Raw genomic sequence first — 16,017 nt, 5'->3', positions numbered from 1 at the left:
CCTCACTTCGCCGCGCTGGCGCCGCGCCGTGGCGGGGCCTTGCTGAACAGCCGGTCAAAGTCGACATTCACCAGGGCGTTCGAAAGATCGAGCTGCGCCTCGATGTGCTGCAGGTGATGGTTCATGTACTGCACCGCCCGCGCCCGGTTGCGCTGGCGGATGGCGGTGGCGATCTCCAGGTGTTCGCCATGCGAGCAGGGCACGGCGCCGGGCGACTCGTAAAGCGCGATGATCAGCGAGCTGCGGGAGACGAGCTCGGTGAGAAAGCCCGTCAGCACCGGGTTGCCGCCGATGCGGGCCAGCTGCGTGTGGAAGGTGCCCGAAAGCTTCAGGCGCTCCTCCTTGTCGCCGGTCTCCGCCGCCTTCTTCTCCTGCCGCGCGGTATCGACCAGCGTGGCGATGTCGCGGTCGGAACCGAGCTCGATCGCCCGCTCCACCAGCACCCGTTCAAGGGCGCGCCTGGCCTCGAACACGTGGCGGGCCTCCTCGGCGGAAGGCTTGGCGACGAAGGCCCCCTTGTTGGGGACGAGTTCCACCAGCCGCTCATGCGCCAGCCGCTGCAGCGCCTTGCGGATCACCGTGCGGCTGATGCCGAAGGCCTGGGCCAGCGCATCCTCCTGCAGGGGCGTGCCAGGGGCGATGCGATGGTCGATGATCGCCTTGTAGAGGTTCTGGTGCACCCGCTCGTCGGAGGTGCCTGCCCGCTTCGGGGCCCGTTTCGCCGTTTTTGCCATGGCACGATACTAGCGCAGCCCGCCGCGATGGGAAGCCGGCAAAGAGGGGTGGACGCTCGCCGCCTCCCGCGTCTAGATCATGCCATGGGACACCGCGCGCCGCACCGGACGACAGGGGACGTGAGCGAGGCCGACCGCGACCGCTTCGTCAGCAAGGGCGCGGCGTCCTTCGCGCTCGACCGGCCCGTCACCACCCGCGACTTCTATTTCATGATGCTGCCGAAGATGACCATGCTGGCCTTCTCGGCGGCGGTCGAACCCCTGCGCATCGCCAACCAGCTGACCGGCAAGTGCCTCTATCGCTGGTACCTGCTGTCCGAGGATGGCCAGCCGGTGCGCTGCTCCAACGGGGTCTCCATCGTGGTCGACGGCGGCCTCACCGAGACCGGGAGCGGCGACACCGTCTTCGTATGCTCGGGCGTCGATGGCTATCTCGCGGCCTCGCCCAGGACCATCGCCTGGCTGCGCGAGCAGGCCCGCCACGGGCGCACCATGGGCGGCGTGTGCACCGGCGCCTTCACGCTGGCCCGCGCCGGGCTTCTCGCCGGCAAGCGCTTCACGCTGCACTGGGAGAACCAGCCGGCCTTCGAGGAGATCTTTCCCGAGCTTCCCGTCGCCAACCAGATCTGGTGCCGGGACGGGCAGGTCATCACCTGCGGCGGCGGCGCCGCCGGGGTCGACCTGCTGGTGTCGCTCATCGAGGAGCATTACGGCACGGGGCTGGCCACCAAGGTGGCGGAGATGTGCCTTCACGGCATGCCGCGCGGCGAGGGCAACAAGCAGCGCCTTTCCGTCGCCGCCGAGCTGGGTGTTCGCCACCCCAGGCTCTCCGCCATCCTCAACGACATGCGTGCGGGCTTCGCGGGCGACATCGACGTCGAGGAACTGGCGGCCCGCCACGGCCTGTCCCGCCGCCAGATGGAGCGGCTGTTCCACGACCGCCTCCACACCTCGCCTGCCGCCAGGCTGCGCGACATCCGGCTCGACCAGGCCCACAGCCTGATCTCGGAGACCGACATGTCGATGATGGAGATCGCGGTGGCCTGCGGCTTCCAGTCCCAGGCAGCGTTGCGCAAGGCCTATCGGCAGCGCTTTGGAACCGTGCCATCCTTCAAGCTGCGGCAGCAGGCGAAGAAGACATAGGAGACGGCGATGAAGGTGCTCGTTGTATTCGATCATCCCAGGCGCGACTCCTTCTGCGGAGCGGTGGCCGACAGTCTGATGGCGGGGCTGCGCAGCGCGGGCCACCTGCCCGAATTCGCCAATCTCCGCGCCGAGGATTTCGACCCGCGGCTTCCCGTCGATGACGAGCCGGACTGGGATGACCCCGACAAGGTCTATTCGGCCGAGGTACTGGCGGAGCAGGCGAGGATCGTCCGCAACCAGGCCATCGCCTTCGTGTTTCCCGTCTGGTGGTGGTCCGTGCCGGCGACCACCAAGGGCTGGATCGACCGGGTGTGGAACAATGGCTGGGCCTACGGCGCGCGCAAGCTGAAGCTCCAGTCCGCGCTCCTCATCGGCACGGCCTCGGCCGGTCCGGAGACCTATGCGAAACGCGGCTACGACGAGGCGATGCGGGTTCAGATCAACACCGGCATGATGGAGTATTGCGGCATCCCGCGCTCCCATCTCGAGCTGATGTATGACGTCATGGAGAACGACGCGACGCGCCACACCTTGCTGGAACGGGCACGGCAGCTGGGGGCGACCTGGTTCTAGTGCACCCCCCTCTGCGGTCATCCCGGCTTTCGCCGGGATGACGGATTTAAGGGTTCACTCGTCCTGCGGTGGCGCGATCCGGTTCGCCAGCGCCCAGCGCAGGCTGTGGATCTGGTCGACGAGGTTGAGGATCACGCCAACGCCCTCGCGATTGACGCCGAGATCGCCCTGCAGGTCGCGGATCAGCCCGGCGCGGGCGAGATCGGCCTCGGAGAAGACAGGCTCCGCATCGCCCTGGTCGGGCGACAGCCATTCTTCCTGGATCCACACCTCCAGCGTCTGCTGGTCGAGATGGGCGCGGAGAAGGAATTCGCTCTTGGTGATGATCATGACTGCATGTCCCGGCGCGGATCATAGTTCGAACCCGGCGTCCAGCCGGAGAGGAAGTTTTCAAGCGCGGCATCAGGCTCGGCCGGCACCATGACCTTGAGCCGGACGAGCTCGTCACCGGCACCGCCACCCTTTTTCGCGACGCCCTTGCCCTTGAGGCGCAGCGTCGTGCCGGTGTTGGAACCCTTGGGCACCGTGGCCATGACGGCGCCCGTGGTGGTCGGCACCTTCACCTTGCCGCCCAGCACCGCCTCCTGGATGGTCACGGGAAGCTCGAGCAGGATGTCATCGCCCTCGCGCTTGAAGAAGCGGTGCGGACGGATGGTGATGGCCACCAGCGCATCCCCCGCCGGGCCCTCGCCGCGTGACGGCGCACCCTTGCCGCGCAGCCGCAGGATCTGGCCCTCCTCGATGCCAGCCGGAATGGTGACGTCGAGCGAGCCGCCATCGGGCAGCATGATGCGCTTCGTCGCACCATTCACCGCATCGAGGAAGTCGATCTCCAGCTCATAGGAGCGGTCGGCGCCTGGCGCCCGGCGCGCCTGTTCCTGGCGGCGGCGCAAGAGCTCGGCCAGGAAGTCATCCTGCGAGGCGAAATCGTCGAAGCCGGAGCCCGCGCTCTGGTACTGGTAGCGGCGGCCGCCGGGGTCCTGAGCATAGTCGCGGTAATAGCGCTCATGCTGGCGCTCGGCACCGGAGGCGTCGATCTCGCCCGCATCGAAGCGGCGGCGCTTTTCCTCGTCCGACAGCAGGTCATAGGCGCCGGCCACCTGCTTGAACTTTTCTTCCGCCGACTTGTCGCCGGGGTTCAAGTCCGGATGCAGCTTCTTGGCCAGCTTGCGGTAGGCCGACCTGATCTCGTCGGCAGTGGCCGTCTTGGCCACGCCCAGTGTTTCGTATGGATCCTTCAACGAGCCCTCCAACGGGTGCAGGGCCGCAGTATAGGTCAGCAAAGCAGCGTGCAGAAACCGAATTTTTGCGGAGAGCACGCAGCGCGATGTGGATGGAAGGTGCGTTTCCCTCCCCCTTGTGGGGAGGGACCAAGTGTGGGGGTGGTTCCGCGAGTCCGATGGTGAAACACCATCTCGAGCATCACCCCCACCCCTGCCCCTCCCCACAAGGGGGAGGGGAACTCTTGGGTCAGTGCCCCGCGATCTGCGCGGCCTTCTCGACCAGCACCTGGGCCTGGCGGATCGAGGCATAGTCGATGAGGCGGCCGTCGAGCGACACCGCCCCCTTGCCCTGGGCCTCGGCCTCCTTCATCGCCTCGAGGATGCGCCGGGCGCGTGTCACTTCCGCGTCCGACGGGCTCATCACCTCGTTGGCGAGGGCGATCTGCGAGGGGTGGATCGCCCACTTGCCCTCGCAGCCCAGCACCGCGGCGCGGGCGGCTGCGGCCTTGAAGGCATCGGGGTCGGAGAAATTGCCGAAGGGCCCGTCGACGGGGCGCAGGCCATTGGCGCGCGCCGCCACCACCATGCGGGCGATCGCATAGTGCCACATGTCGCCCCAGTGCACCTGGCGCGAATTGTCGGCGAGGGGCTCGGTGAGAACAGCATAGTCGGCATTGGCACCACCGATCGAGGTGGTGCGGGCGCGCGTGGACGCGGCATAGTCGGCGACACCGAAATGCAGCGACTCGTTGCGCTTGGACGCCGCCGCGATCTCGTGCACGTTCTGCATGCCGAGTGCGGTCTCGATGATCATCTCGAAGCCGATGCGCTTCTTGCGGTTCCTGGCGGTCTCGATCTGGGTCACGAGCATGTCCACCGCATAGACGTCCGACGCGGTGCCGACCTTGGGGATCATGATCAGGTCGAGGCGGTCGCTCGCCTGTTCCAGCACGTCCACCACGTCGCGGTACATGTAATGTGTATCGAGGCCGTTGATGCGCACCGACAGGGACTTGTTGCCCCAGTCGATGTCGCCGATGGCCTGGATGATGTTCTTGCGGGCCTGGGCCTTGTCGTCGGGGGCCACCGCGTCCTCGAGGTCGAGGAACACGACGTCGGCGGCGGATTTCGCCGCCTTCTCGAACATCTGGGGCTGGCTGCCGGGAACGGCCAGTTCGCTGCGGTTCAGGCGCGGCTTGGCCTGTTCGACATTAAAGAAGCTCATGATGATTCCAATCTGAAGGGGTCAGGCGGCCTTGCGGCGGCGCAGGATTTCGGCCTGCGCCGCTTCGGGGTCGAAGAGGCCGTTCTCGAACACGTAGCGCACCAGCTGGTGGCGGCGATAGAGGCCCATCTCGCGGATGGCGCGGGACATGTGGGCCTTCACCGTCGCACTGCACACGCCGAGGAGATAGGCGATCTCCTTGTCGGCAAGCCCGCAGCACACGAGCTGCAGCACCAGCATCTGCATGGCCGAGAGGCGGCAGGGCTTGGGATCGTAGCGATAGGAGCGGAGCTCCGGCACCACGTTGATGGTACCGGACGCGGTCCTGCTGCGCCCCAGGCGCACCGGGGTTTCCAGAGGCAGGTTCATGGCTTCACCCCTTACGCGGCCTTGAGGACCTTGTGCGCCGTGCTGCCGATTTCGGCAGGGGTGGGCGCGATGGCCACGCCCACGTCGCGGAGCAGCTCGACCTTCTCCGAAGCACCCTCGCCGAAAGCCGAGATGATGGCGCCGGCATGGCCCATCTTGCGGCCCTTGGGGGCCGAGAGGCCCGCCACATAGGCGATCACCGGCTTGGTCATGTGGTCGCGGATGTATTCCGCCGCTTCCGCTTCCTGCGGGCCGCCGATCTCGCCGATCATGACAACGGCGTGGGTTTCGGGATCGGCCTCGAAGAGCTCGAGGATGTCCTTGAACGAGGAGCCGTTGATCGGGTCGCCGCCGATGCCCACCGAGGTGGAAACACCCATGCCGAGCTCCATCATCTGCGCCGCGGCTTCATAGCCGAGCGTGCCCGAACGGCCGACGATGCCGACATTGCCAGGGAGATAGATGTTGCCGGGCATGATGCCCATCATCGCCTTGCCGGGCGATATGACACCTGCACAGTTGGGGCCGATGAGGCGCATGCGGTTCTCGGCGCGGTAGCGGCGCATGTAGCGCTTCACGCGGATCATGTCCTGCGAGGGAATGCCGTCGGTGATGGCGACGCAGAGCCGGATGTTGGCGTCCGCTGCTTCCATGATCGAGTCGGCCGCGAAGGGCGGCGGCACGAAGACGATCGAGGCGGTGGCTCCGGTCTTCTCCACCGCTTCCTTCATGGTGTCGAACACCGGCAGGCCATCGATGGTGGTGCCGCCCTTGCCGGGCGTGACGCCGCCGACCAGGTTAGTACCATATTCGCGCATCTCCTTCGCGTGGAAGGAGCCGATCTTGCCGGTGATGCCCTGCACCAGAACCGGCGTCGTACGGTCGAGAAGGATGCTCATGCGTTCACCACCTTGAGGCCAACGGTGTTGGCGTTGTTCTTCCAGGCCGCGACCGCGCGTTCGGCGGCTTCGGCCAGCGTGTTGGCGCGGATGATGGGAAGCCCTGAGCGCGCCAGGATGCGGCGGCCTTCCTCCACATGGGTCCCCGCAAGGCGCACGATCACCGGCACGCCAACGGGGCTCTTCTCCAGCGCCTGGACCACACCTTCGGCAACCCAGTCGCAGCGGTTGATGCCGGCGAAGATGTTGACGAGGATGGCCTCGACGTTCTTGTCCATGGTGACGAGCTTGAAGGCCTTGGCCACGCGCTCGGGTGTTGCACCGCCGCCGATGTCGAGGAAGTTCGCAGGTTCGCCGCCGGCGAGCTTGATCATGTCCATCGTGGCCATGGCAAGGCCGGCACCGTTGACGATGCAGCCGATCTTGCCGGTGAGGCCGACATAGGAGAGGCCACGGTCATTGGCGTGGGTCTCGCGCGGGTCTTCCTGGCTCTTGTCGCGGAGCTCGGCCACCGCCGGGTGGCGGAACAGCGCGTTGTCGTCGAAGGTCATCTTGGCGTCGAGCGCCATGACGTGATCGTCCTCGGTGACGATCAGCGGGTTGATCTCCAGCATCGTCGCATCAAGTTCCTCGAAGGCGCGGTAGCAGCCCATCAGGGCGTTGACCGCCGACTGGATCTGCGAGGGCTTGAGGCCCAAGGCGAAGGCGATCTCGCGGGCCTGGAAGGCCTGCATGCCCACCGCCGGCTCCACGCTCACCTTGACGATCGAGTCGGGCTTTTCCGCCGCGATCTCCTCGATCTCCATGCCGCCTTCGGAGGAGGCGACGACCATCACGCGCTCGGACTTCCGGTCCAGAACGAAGCCCAGATAGAGTTCCTTGGCGATGGCGACACCGCCCTCGATGTAGAGGCGGCCGACGATCTTGCCCGCGGGCCCGGACTGGTGGGTAACGAGCTTCTTGCCGAGCAGCTCGTCAGCCGCATCCATCACCTCGTCTTCCGACCGGCACAGCTTCACGCCCCCGGCCTTGCCGCGACCGCCGGTGTGGACCTGGGCCTTGACGACCCAGAGCTTGCCGCCGATCTCGCGGGCGCGGTAGGCCGCCTGCTCGGGGCTGTAGGCCAGCGCACCCTTGGGTGTTGCTACGCCGAAGCGGGCAAGGATTTCCTTGGCCTGGTACTCGTGAATATCCATTTGGTCCTCCCTTATGCGGCGTTCTTGAGGGCCGAGGAGGCCGTTGCACCGCGATAATATTCGATGGCTGCACCCACGCCCGAGCCCGCCGTCACCGGAACGCCCAGATCGCGCATCGCCATCTCGGCGCCAGCGAGCGCCTGGAGGCACATGATCTCGTTGAGGTCGCCTAAGTGACCGATGCGGAACACCTTGCCGGCCACCTTGTTGAGGCCCATGCCGAGCGACATGTGATACTTGGTATAGGCATGGCGCACGAGTGCCGCGCTGTCGAAGCCCTCGGGCAGCAGGATGGCGCTGACCGTGTCGGAATGCCACTTCGGCGCCGCGGCGCAGAGCCTGAGGCCCCAGGCGGAAACCGCCTGGCGCACGCCCTCGGCGAGGCGGTGGTGGCGGGCGAAGACATTCTCCAGGCCCTCGGAGAGAAGGAGGTCCGTCGCGGCCCTCAGTGCACGGAGCATGTGGAGCGGCGGGGTATAGGGGAAGAAGCCGTCCTTGTTGGTCTTCATCATGTCTTCGAAATCGAAGTAGCAGCGGCGCATGCCGGCGGCCTTGCGTGCGGCCAGCGCCTTCTCGGAGACGGCGAGGATCGCGAGGCCGGCGGGCATCATGAAGCCCTTCTGCGAGCCCGACACGCAGATGTCGACCTTCCACTCGTCCATGTGGAAGTCGATCGAGGCGAGCGAGCTCACCGCGTCGACGAAGAGGAGTGCCGGGTGATGCGCATCGTCCATCGCCTTGCGCACACCGGCGACATCGCTGGTCACACCCGTTGCGGTTTCATTGTGGGTGACGAGCACGGCCTTGTAGGCATGCGCCTTGTCGGCCTTGAGCTTCTCGGCGAAGATCTCGACCGGCACGCCCTCGCCCCACGGCACGTCGACCACGTCGACCTCGAGGCCCATGCGGGTGCACATGTCGGCCCAGAGCAGCGAGAACTGGCCGAAGCGGGCGATCAGCACCTTGTCGCCGGGCGACAGCGTGTTGGTCATCGCGGCTTCCCAGCCGCCGGTTCCGGACGCCGGGAACAGGAAGACCTGGGCCGTGTCGGTCTTGAACACCTTCTTCACGTCGGCAAAGAGCGGCAGGGTGAAGGAGGGAAGATCCGGCGCGCGCTGGTCTTCCATGGAAATGTCCATCGCGAGGCGGACCGCCTGCGGCACGTTGGTCGGGCCCGGAATGAAGAGGCCGCGTTGTCCTGGCATCGAGTTTCTCCCATGTGTTCTGTTGTGTTGTATTCACCATGGGCGGGTGGGTGCAGTTTGAAAACACCCGGAAAACCAGCCATTTGGCATCCATTAGGGTAGGATTTTTACCATCCTTTCTGGCTGTAAATTCCGCTTGTCAGGGATTAGCCCTACCCGATAGGGTAGGTTTATGACAGATATCCGCAGCGTCATCGTCGCCGATCCGAACACCATCATGCTTCAGGCCCTCTCTGAGTTGTTCGAGCGTGACCGGCGCTTCAGCCTGGTTGCAACATCGAAGACGGCCGAGGGCTTCCTCGAATCGTGCCTGCGCGTGCCGGTCGACATCGGCATCGTCGACTGGACCATTCCGCAGCTCGGTGCCGAGCGGCTGCTGGGAATCCTGCGCGACCGGCCGGACGCGCCCAGAATTATCGTCTACTCCGCTTCCGGCGACCCTGACGTGCCACGCCGCGCCATGGCAGCGGGGGCCGCGGCCTTCCTCGCCCGCGATGCGCCGGAGCAGCAATTGCTCGACGTCGCCGCCTCCGTGGCTGCGGGCCGCATGGTGTTTCCCTTCATGGATGTGAGGAGCCTCAAGCGCGACCCGCGCGACAGCCTCACCGAGCGCGAGAAGACCCTCCTCGCCGCACTCGCCAAGGGCCGCACCAACACCGAGCTGGCGGCGGAGCTCGACATCTCGATCAACACCGTGAAGTTCCACCTCAGGAACCTCTACGAGAAGCTCGGCCTCAACAATCGCTCGCAGGCGATCGCGTTCTTTTATGCGAATGCGGGGGCGTGACCTAGCCCGGCCCCACCCCCTTCTAACCGTCACCCGAGCCTCCCCTCCGGCCGTCACCCCGGCGAAGGCCGGGGTCCCGCTTCGGGCGGTGGAACGTGTTGACAGCTGGATCCCGGCCTTCGCCGGGATAACGGCAGAGAGTGGAGCGAGAAGGCCCCAAGGAGCCCGCTGGATGGCCATGCCCTTCCCCGCGCTAGGGGGCTAGCCGTTGACCAAAACGCCCAAAAGCAATCGTTACAAACTCATTCTCGTGAACGGTCAGAAAACGGGTCCCCGGCTTTCGACCGGATGATGGAACTGGGGAGGGTGAGGCTAGAGCCCTTTCCCCTCCATCCAGTCATCCAGCTTCTGCATCTCGGCCTCGCCGAAACCCTCCGGCTGGATCAGCGCCCGCCAGCCGGCGCCATAGTCGCGCGCGGCATAGACGTGGCCGCGGCCCTTGGGCACGGTCGTCGCCGTCATCATGTCAAAGGCGAGCTGGATGAAGCTGATGCCGGGATACCAGGTGAGTGCCGGCGACACGCCCACTCCGCGCGGTGCCTTCATCCAGTCGGGTTCGCGGCGCCACATGCCGGTCTCGAAGAAGGTGATCGCATCGGAGGGATACTGCAGATAGGCGATCTTCACCGGGCCCCAGCCCGGCGACGTGATCTGCCCGCGGTCGCCCGCATTGAAGAAGCGGAACACGGCCGGTGTGCGCGCCTGCGGCAACCAGGCGGGTGACTCCTTCAGCCGGGTCGCTGTCACCTGGTTCCAGGTGCGGCTGGCAAAGGGCGGGCCGACCCACAGCGCGCCTTCGAAGGGATCGCCCAGCAGCGCATAGGCATCGGTGGCGAGATCGGAATTGAGCGAGCCCAGCGACAGGCCGAACAGGAACAGCCGCGGCCGCTGCGCGCGCGGCAGGCTGCGCCAGTAGCCATAGACCGTGTCGAACACTTTTTCCGCCGTCTCCTCGCCATACTGCGGATCGACGAACAGCGTGAGCCAGCTCGGCAGGTAGGAATACTGCACCGAGACGGAGGCAATGTCGCCGCCCGTCATCACTTCGAGAGGCAGCATCGAGGCAGGGTCGACCCAGCCAGTGCCGGTGGGGGTCGCGATCACCAGGAACTTGCGGCTGAAGGCATTGGTGCGCTTCAGCTCGGCCAGCGCCAGGTCAGCGCGCTCCTGCGGCGTTTCCGCGGAGTTGAGTCCGACATAGATCTGCAGCGGATCCTTCGCCTCGCGGCCGGTGATGGCCGTGATCTCGGCCGGGGTGGGCTGTGACAGCACGCGCAGGCGTCCTTGCCGGCCGAGGTCGTCCCACTGGACGAGAGAGGCGGGGCTTCCCGCCTTCATCGGGTCGGTGGGCTGGGCCTCCTCCGGCGGGATCAGCGCATCGATGCGGCGGTAGGAGGAATCGAGGCCGCGCAGCAGCGCATCCAGAAGCACGCCATTGCCGACCGACCAGAAGATCCATGACGCTGCGGCCACCGCGATGAGCACCGCGACCCGCGGCGGCAGGACGCGGCGCAAGGGAGCGCTGACCATGTCGCGCAGCGCCGCGAAGATGCGCCCCGCCAGCATCAGCACCACGATCAGCACCACACCCACGGTGATCAGGATGAAAGGCCAGCTGCCGCCGTTGGGCGGCATGTCCAGCGCTGCCCGCACCTCGTCCTGCCAGCCATCGCCCTTGAAGGCGGCAACCAGCATGATGGCAATGGCCGCGATGGCCGACACGACGCGGATCGGCTTGAGCAGCAGCCGGGGGAGCACCGGAAAGCCCAGCCATGCCCACACGGCAATGAGCGCCACCGCCAGGGCATAGCCCGCGCTGAAGCACAGCCCGCCGATTGCCCCCTGCAGCAGCCCGTCACGCGGGATGAGGCTCGGCGTCAGCGCCGCCCACCAGAACAGCGCGCCAAGAATCAGCCCAGCGGCCGAGAAGGGCCCGGCAAGACGATGATAGATTGCAGTGCCAAGTTTTCCCAAAGTGAGGCGCTCCATGTCCCGCCCGGAGGAAGACACTCGCGCGCTCCTCCTGTCAAGCAGGGCAGACGCACCAGTCCGCTGGGGCCAGGAAGTCGGCCACGTCCTGGTTGGTGATCAGCACACTCGGCTTCACGCGTTTCAGCGACGTGCTGATGATCTGCTGCTTGTGGTGCCCGCGGGAGACGAGGATCACCTGGCGGGCGCCCCACAGATCGATCGGGTGCACCGCCGTTCCGGCGTAAGGGCGCGCAGCACACGCGACCCGCCGAGCCCGGTGAGGGTGACGCGATCTCCTCCTGCGTCATGCCCCTCGACGCAATGAAGCCAGGCGACGCGGGTCCTGGTGCCCTCGGACACATCGGTCGTGCCCAGGCTCGAACCCCTCCGCCCGTCTTCAGCGGCGTGACCCCACCGGCTGTTGTGCGGAGGAGTGTGGGTCCGGCCATGAACAAAGTCAATTTCAGAACGACAACTGTCCAGGCGGGGTGAATTCACGGCTTGGGCGGGTCATCTTCCAGCGGCACGCGCGCCTCTTCCTCGAACTGCTTCTTGCGCTTGGGGTTCAGCGCGTAGATCAGCACCGCCACGAAGGCGACTGGCACGGCCCACAGCCACCATGCCGACAGAATTTCGCTGGCCATCCAAAACCTCCCGAATTCGTGGTGAGACGATTGTGAGTTTCCTTCGGCCAGGTTCGCTTGCTGGAGAAGGGAGCAGCCGAATTTGCCGCCTTGCCACTCACAGTGGCCTCTTAGCAAACGTATACGCGATACGGAATAGTGCAATGCAGACGAAAGAAACTTGACGTTTTTCGCAGAGCCGCTGCAGTATTCGCCAAGCCGAGCTCGCAGGGGCAAGAGCACAACCTGAAGCCAACGACTCATGCCCCGCAGTTTTCGCATGGCCCTCGGGGCCATGCGGCATCGGAGGCGGTCGCAGGAGATCGTCCGTGATGACATCGCACAGTGAAGACCAACTTCGCTCGGCCGAGCGCCCGGGGAGGTGGAACTGGGACTGGGACAGCCTCGCCCTGGCATGTCTTGCAGTGGTCGTTTGGATCCTATGTCACCCGTATCGCGGCATCGTCCACGACAACCGCATCTACGCCCTGCTTGCACTCAACTTCAATGATGCCAGGGGAATGGGAGAAGACCTCTTCCTGAAGCATGGCTCGCAGGACAGCTTCACGCTGTTCTCACCTTTTTATGCGTGGTGGATCAGCCTCCTTGGGTTGGACGCGAGCAACCGCATGCTGGTGGGCGTTGGGCAGGCATTATGGATCCTGGGCGCCTTTGCACTCATCCGGTCCCTGCTGTCTCCGCGCTTCAGCTGGCTTGCCTTGCTGTTCCTCGCAGCATACCCGCCCTATTACGGGGGGGATAAGATTTTCAGCATTGGCGAAGGGTTTCTTTCGCCGCGGCTGCTCGCCGAAGCGCTGGCGCTTGCCGCTCTTGCCGCCTTCCTGAGCCGCCGTTTCGGAGTCTGCTTCCTGCTGCTGATCCTTGGTGGTGTGCTGCACCCGCTGATGATTGCAGGACCTGCCGGCGTCATCGCAACGCTGGTCTTGCTGCGCCGGCAACCGTGGTGGATGGCTCTTCCGGTCGCCGGGGCGGCAACAGCACTGATCCTGGCAGTGCTGGCTGCTGGCCACCTTTCCGGGGTTGCTGCACTCCCGGTGATCGATCCCGCGTGGAAATTCATCGTCGAGAACCGCACCCAGCAGGCCATGCTCGTGAACTGGGCAGTCGAGGACTGGCTGCAGATCCTGTGTGACGTTCTCCTCGTGTCGCTCGCCTGCATCAAGGCTTCCCCTGAGCTACGCCGGTTTCTGGTGGCTGTCGTTGCGGTGGCACTCGCGTCCTTGCTCGTTTCCTTCGTGGCCTTCGACCTGCTCAATGACCTGCTGGTGGGCAAGACACAGGTGTGGCGTGCCGTCTGGATGCTTCATGTGTTGGCGCCCGTCAGCCTCGCACTGGTCGTGCAGGAAGCAAGCGGGGTGCGGTCGGAAGAGCGATCAATGCTGCTGGTCCTCGGCTGCGGAATGGCCGCGGCAATGCCACTTTGCTTCGCCGCGTACCTGTCATCGCTTGGCCTCTCGCTCGGGGTCCTGCTCGCCGTCACCTATCTCTCCGTGATGTTGAACCGGGAATGGACTTCACGCGAACGGCGTCTGATCTGGCTGGCCTTCGGCACACTGATGGTCGTCATTGCCGCCAGGACCATCTTGTTGGTGGCCATCGACATCAATCCGCTTCTCTCGGGACTGAGGGATCCTCTGCTGCGCTTTACACTGGCTGCTCTTGTCACCGCTCTCGGCAGCGTACTGCTGCTGACACCGGTGATGGCCAGGCAGCGAAAGGTGTTGGCGTCCCTTGCGATGATCGCACTCGCCGGCATGGCACTTCAATGGGACCAGCGCGGAGTCTGGCGGAGCTACCTGGATTCGGTCCCCGACATCAGCCGGGATCTACCCATCTCGATCGCCCCCACAGAACAAGTCTACTGGCCGGGCGATGTCATGATGCTATGGGGCGTGCTGCGGAACCCGAGCTTCTATTCCAATGTGCAGGGTGCAGGAGTGGTCTTCAACAGGCAAACGGCATTGGACTATCTGGAGCGGTTGAAAATGGTGGCCATGTTCGAACCACCGGCATCCGAAACCGGTACGTTGCTCGACAAGAAGTATTTCTGGTCCAACCTCGATGCACCACATGAACTCGAGGATCTCGTGGGACTCTGCTCACGGCCGCTTCACCCCGACGTGGTAGTGCTCGATCAGCACATTCCGGGAACGGAACGCAAGTCATGGCGTTCTCCCCATGAATTCGTGAGGGCCTATCTGCCTCCGGACGCCGCGCAGGAGCGGGCAAACATCGTCGTTCAACGAATCAGCGAGTACTTCTTCTACCGTTGTGACGATGTTCTTCAGAGCCATGCGACGGGACATGGGGCAACGCCCGATCCGCCATCACCATGAACGATCAGCAGGTCGCAGGTCTTGCTGTACCGGGATCGGCAATGCGGCTGTCTCCAGCGCCGCCCAGTCTCCCGCAGGTATGACCCTCGCGGGTTCCTTCACGTCGCGCGTCCAGACGAAGAGGCAGAGGAAGGGAACCTGACCCACCTTCGTCAGGTGCGGCTGCAGGGCGGGGTTCCACACCGGTTCGCCCGCCGCCTTGACGATCAGCGACCGCCCGGGGCCGAAGCGCCAGCCGTGGGGGCCGGTGAGCGGCGCATAGAGCTCCGGTGCCGCGTGGCAATGATCGCGGTAGACAAGATGCGGCGCCATGAGGAGCAGGCCGATCTCCAGGTCCTCCGCCAGGAACGGGGCATCTTCGCCTGCGATGGAGGCGAAGGCATGGCCCTCGGCGAAACCATCGCCGATCTCGGAGCGCGGGTAGGGATCGTAGATCCCCCAGGCCAGATGCGGCGCGGCATTGGCAATGGCTTGGGCGAGGTGTGGCTGAAGCGCCCGGGCCGCAGTGAGGGCAGGCTCCAGCCAGCGGTCCGCCACGGGGTGGCTGCGCGCGGCAGGAAGCTCACCCGGGGCCGCGCAGCGCGAGAAGCAGGCCGAGACATCCGCCGCGCCAGGATGCGCCAGCGTGTCGAGGTAGTCGCGCGCCGCCACGAAGAGTGCCTGCAGGCGGGCTCGTGGCGTTGCTGCCCAGGGCGGTGGCGGCGGCAGGCCGCGGTCGCGGAGCAGCACCGCAGGATCGCGGGAATCGAAGGGCGAGGCCTCGCGATAGGCATCAAGCTGCGCCTCGCTCAGCAGGCCCTGCCGGAACAGCTCCATCGCCGCGCCATAGCGGACGCGCCCCGAGCCATGGAGGCCAGGCGGGGTGTGCAGCAGCTGCAGCGTCTCATCCATTGGCACGGAACGCCATCTGCTCGTCGCGCTGGCGACGGTGCTCGGCCCGGTTCATCACGATGCCGGCGATCACCACGCCAACCGCCACGACGCTGACCATGAGGGTCGCCAGCGCATTGATGTCCGGCGTCACGCCGAGCTTCACCTTGGACCAGATCAGCAGCGGCAGGGTCGTGCTGCCGGGCCCGGTGGTGAAGGAGGTGATGACCACGTCGTCGAGGGAAATGGTGAAGGCCAGCAGCCAGCCCGAGAGCACGGCCGGGAAGATCACCGGAATGGTCACGTCGCGCAGCACCTGCCAGGGCTTCGAACCGAGGTCCATCGCCGCTTCCTCGATGGAGCGGTCGGACTGCAGCATGCGCGCCTGCACGATCGTGGTCACGAACACCATGGAAAAGGTGATGTGGGCGAGCGTCACGGTGGTGAAGCCGCGCTGCCCTGGCCAGCCGATCCATTGCGCCATGAGAATGAAGAACATCAGCGACGAGATGCCGGTGATCACCTCGGGCATGATCAGCGGCGCGGTGACGAGCCCGGAGAACAGCAGCCTGCCGCGGAACACCGGGAAGCGCGCCAGCGCGATGCCGGCCATTGTGCCGAGGATCGTGGCAAGGGTGGCTGAGACGAGCGCGATCTCGAGCGACAGGATGAGTGCGTCGATCACCTGCTTGTTGGAGAACAGCGAGACATACCATTTGGTCGAGAAGCCACCCCACACGCTCGCCAGCCGCGAGGCGTTGAACGAATAGACGATCATCGACAGGATGGGGATGTAGAAGAAGGCAAAGCCAAAACACAGCATGGTGATCAGGAAGGTG

The 16,017-nt window shown here is 65.5% G+C and carries 17 protein-coding genes; 4 read left to right on the top strand and 13 right to left on the bottom strand.

The window, feature by feature from the left end:
- Positions 1 to 2: 2 nt before the first annotated feature.
- Positions 3 to 734 carry a GntR family transcriptional regulator gene (locus DK847_RS20390; protein ID WP_146256090.1) on the bottom strand — a complete coding sequence of 244 codons (732 nt, stop codon included), beginning with the start codon at positions 732 to 734 and terminating at the stop codon, positions 3 to 5.
- A gap of 120 nt (positions 735 to 854) precedes the next feature.
- Here DK847_RS20390 and DK847_RS09440 point away from each other — a divergent pair, with 120 nt between their 5' ends.
- Together DK847_RS09440 and DK847_RS09435 are read left to right on the top strand one after the other, a co-directional pair.
- Positions 855 to 1,877 (top strand): GlxA family transcriptional regulator, encoded by a 1,023-nt coding sequence (locus DK847_RS09440; RefSeq protein ID WP_161957213.1) that lies wholly within the window; start codon positions 855 to 857, stop codon positions 1,875 to 1,877.
- 9 nt (positions 1,878 to 1,886) lie between these two features.
- Positions 1,887 to 2,453 carry an NAD(P)H oxidoreductase gene (locus DK847_RS09435; protein WP_111198029.1) on the top strand — a complete coding sequence of 189 codons (567 nt, stop codon included), beginning with the start codon at positions 1,887 to 1,889 and terminating at the stop codon, positions 2,451 to 2,453.
- 54 nt (positions 2,454 to 2,507) lie between these two features.
- On the opposite strand, the gene DK847_RS09430 is transcribed toward DK847_RS09435, so the two are convergent.
- The 7 genes from DK847_RS09430 to DK847_RS09400 form a co-directional block, all read right to left on the bottom strand.
- Complete coding sequence (locus DK847_RS09430) at positions 2,508 to 2,783, bottom strand: chaperone modulator CbpM (protein WP_342634753.1); 276 nt, start codon at positions 2,781 to 2,783, stop codon at positions 2,508 to 2,510.
- Positions 2,780 to 3,694, bottom strand: a complete 915-nt coding sequence (locus tag DK847_RS09425) for a DnaJ C-terminal domain-containing protein (RefSeq protein WP_245414570.1) — start codon at positions 3,692 to 3,694, stop codon at positions 2,780 to 2,782. Before DK847_RS09425 ends, DK847_RS09430 begins: the two co-directional genes overlap by 4 nt.
- 229 nt (positions 3,695 to 3,923) lie before the next feature.
- On the bottom strand, positions 3,924 to 4,901 hold the full coding sequence (locus tag DK847_RS09420) for an HpcH/HpaI aldolase/citrate lyase family protein (protein ID WP_111198026.1): 978 nt from the start codon (positions 4,899 to 4,901) through the stop codon (positions 3,924 to 3,926).
- Between the two features lie 21 nt (positions 4,902 to 4,922).
- Positions 4,923 to 5,270: a helix-turn-helix domain-containing protein gene (locus DK847_RS09415; RefSeq protein ID WP_111198024.1), complete on the bottom strand. Its 348-nt coding sequence runs from the start codon at positions 5,268 to 5,270 to the stop codon at positions 4,923 to 4,925.
- A gap of 11 nt (positions 5,271 to 5,281) precedes the next feature.
- Entirely contained in the window at positions 5,282 to 6,169 is an 888-nt protein-coding gene (gene sucD / locus DK847_RS09410; RefSeq protein WP_111198023.1) for a succinate--CoA ligase subunit alpha, read from the bottom strand.
- Positions 6,166 to 7,365: a malate--CoA ligase subunit beta gene (locus tag DK847_RS09405; protein WP_111198021.1), complete on the bottom strand. Its 1,200-nt coding sequence runs from the start codon at positions 7,363 to 7,365 to the stop codon at positions 6,166 to 6,168. Before DK847_RS09405 ends, sucD begins: the two co-directional genes overlap by 4 nt.
- An 11-nt stretch (positions 7,366 to 7,376) precedes the next feature.
- Positions 7,377 to 8,570 carry an aminotransferase class V-fold PLP-dependent enzyme gene (locus DK847_RS09400; protein ID WP_111198019.1) on the bottom strand — a complete coding sequence of 398 codons (1,194 nt, stop codon included), beginning with the start codon at positions 8,568 to 8,570 and terminating at the stop codon, positions 7,377 to 7,379.
- Positions 8,571 to 8,742: 172 nt separating this feature from the next.
- On the opposite strand from DK847_RS09400, the gene DK847_RS09395 reads away from it, so the two are divergent.
- On the top strand, positions 8,743 to 9,357 hold the full coding sequence (locus DK847_RS09395) for a response regulator transcription factor (RefSeq protein WP_193548185.1): 615 nt from the start codon (positions 8,743 to 8,745) through the stop codon (positions 9,355 to 9,357).
- Positions 9,358 to 9,669: 312 nt separating this feature from the next.
- Here DK847_RS09395 and DK847_RS09390 read toward each other — a convergent pair whose 3' ends face one another.
- The 3 genes from DK847_RS09390 to DK847_RS09385 form a co-directional block, all read right to left on the bottom strand.
- Positions 9,670 to 11,346, bottom strand: a complete 1,677-nt coding sequence (locus tag DK847_RS09390) for an alpha/beta hydrolase (RefSeq protein ID WP_111198017.1) — start codon at positions 11,344 to 11,346, stop codon at positions 9,670 to 9,672.
- A 37-nt stretch (positions 11,347 to 11,383) separates the two neighbouring features.
- A complete protein-coding gene (locus tag DK847_RS20595) occupies positions 11,384 to 11,557 on the bottom strand; it encodes a hypothetical protein (protein WP_161957212.1) in 174 nt (57 codons plus the stop codon).
- 265 nt (positions 11,558 to 11,822) lie between these two features.
- Positions 11,823 to 11,972, bottom strand: a complete 150-nt coding sequence (locus DK847_RS09385) for a cbb3-type cytochrome oxidase subunit 3 (protein ID WP_111198015.1) — start codon at positions 11,970 to 11,972, stop codon at positions 11,823 to 11,825.
- Between the two features lie 311 nt (positions 11,973 to 12,283).
- Between DK847_RS09385 and DK847_RS09380 the strand changes: the two genes are divergently transcribed.
- The gene (locus DK847_RS09380; protein WP_111198014.1) at positions 12,284 to 14,308 is read left to right on the top strand and encodes a hypothetical protein; all 2,025 of its coding nucleotides are present in this window, start codon (positions 12,284 to 12,286) and stop codon (positions 14,306 to 14,308) included.
- Here DK847_RS09380 and DK847_RS09375 read toward each other — a convergent pair.
- Both DK847_RS09375 and DK847_RS09370 read right to left on the bottom strand, forming a co-directional pair.
- Positions 14,300 to 15,199 (bottom strand): dimethylsulfonioproprionate lyase family protein, encoded by a 900-nt coding sequence (locus tag DK847_RS09375; protein ID WP_161957211.1) that lies wholly within the window; start codon positions 15,197 to 15,199, stop codon positions 14,300 to 14,302. The genes DK847_RS09380 and DK847_RS09375 overlap by 9 nt on opposite strands.
- Entirely contained in the window at positions 15,192 to 16,001 is an 810-nt protein-coding gene (locus DK847_RS09370) for an ABC transporter permease subunit (protein ID WP_193548189.1), read from the bottom strand. Before DK847_RS09370 ends, DK847_RS09375 begins: the two co-directional genes overlap by 8 nt.
- Between the last annotated feature and the right edge of the window lie 16 nt (positions 16,002 to 16,017).

The organism is Aestuariivirga litoralis (assembly GCF_003234965.1).
In the GTDB taxonomy this organism is placed as follows: Bacteria; Pseudomonadota; Alphaproteobacteria; order Rhizobiales; family Aestuariivirgaceae; genus Aestuariivirga; species Aestuariivirga litoralis.
This window is presented reverse-complemented; position numbering and strand designations above follow the sequence as displayed.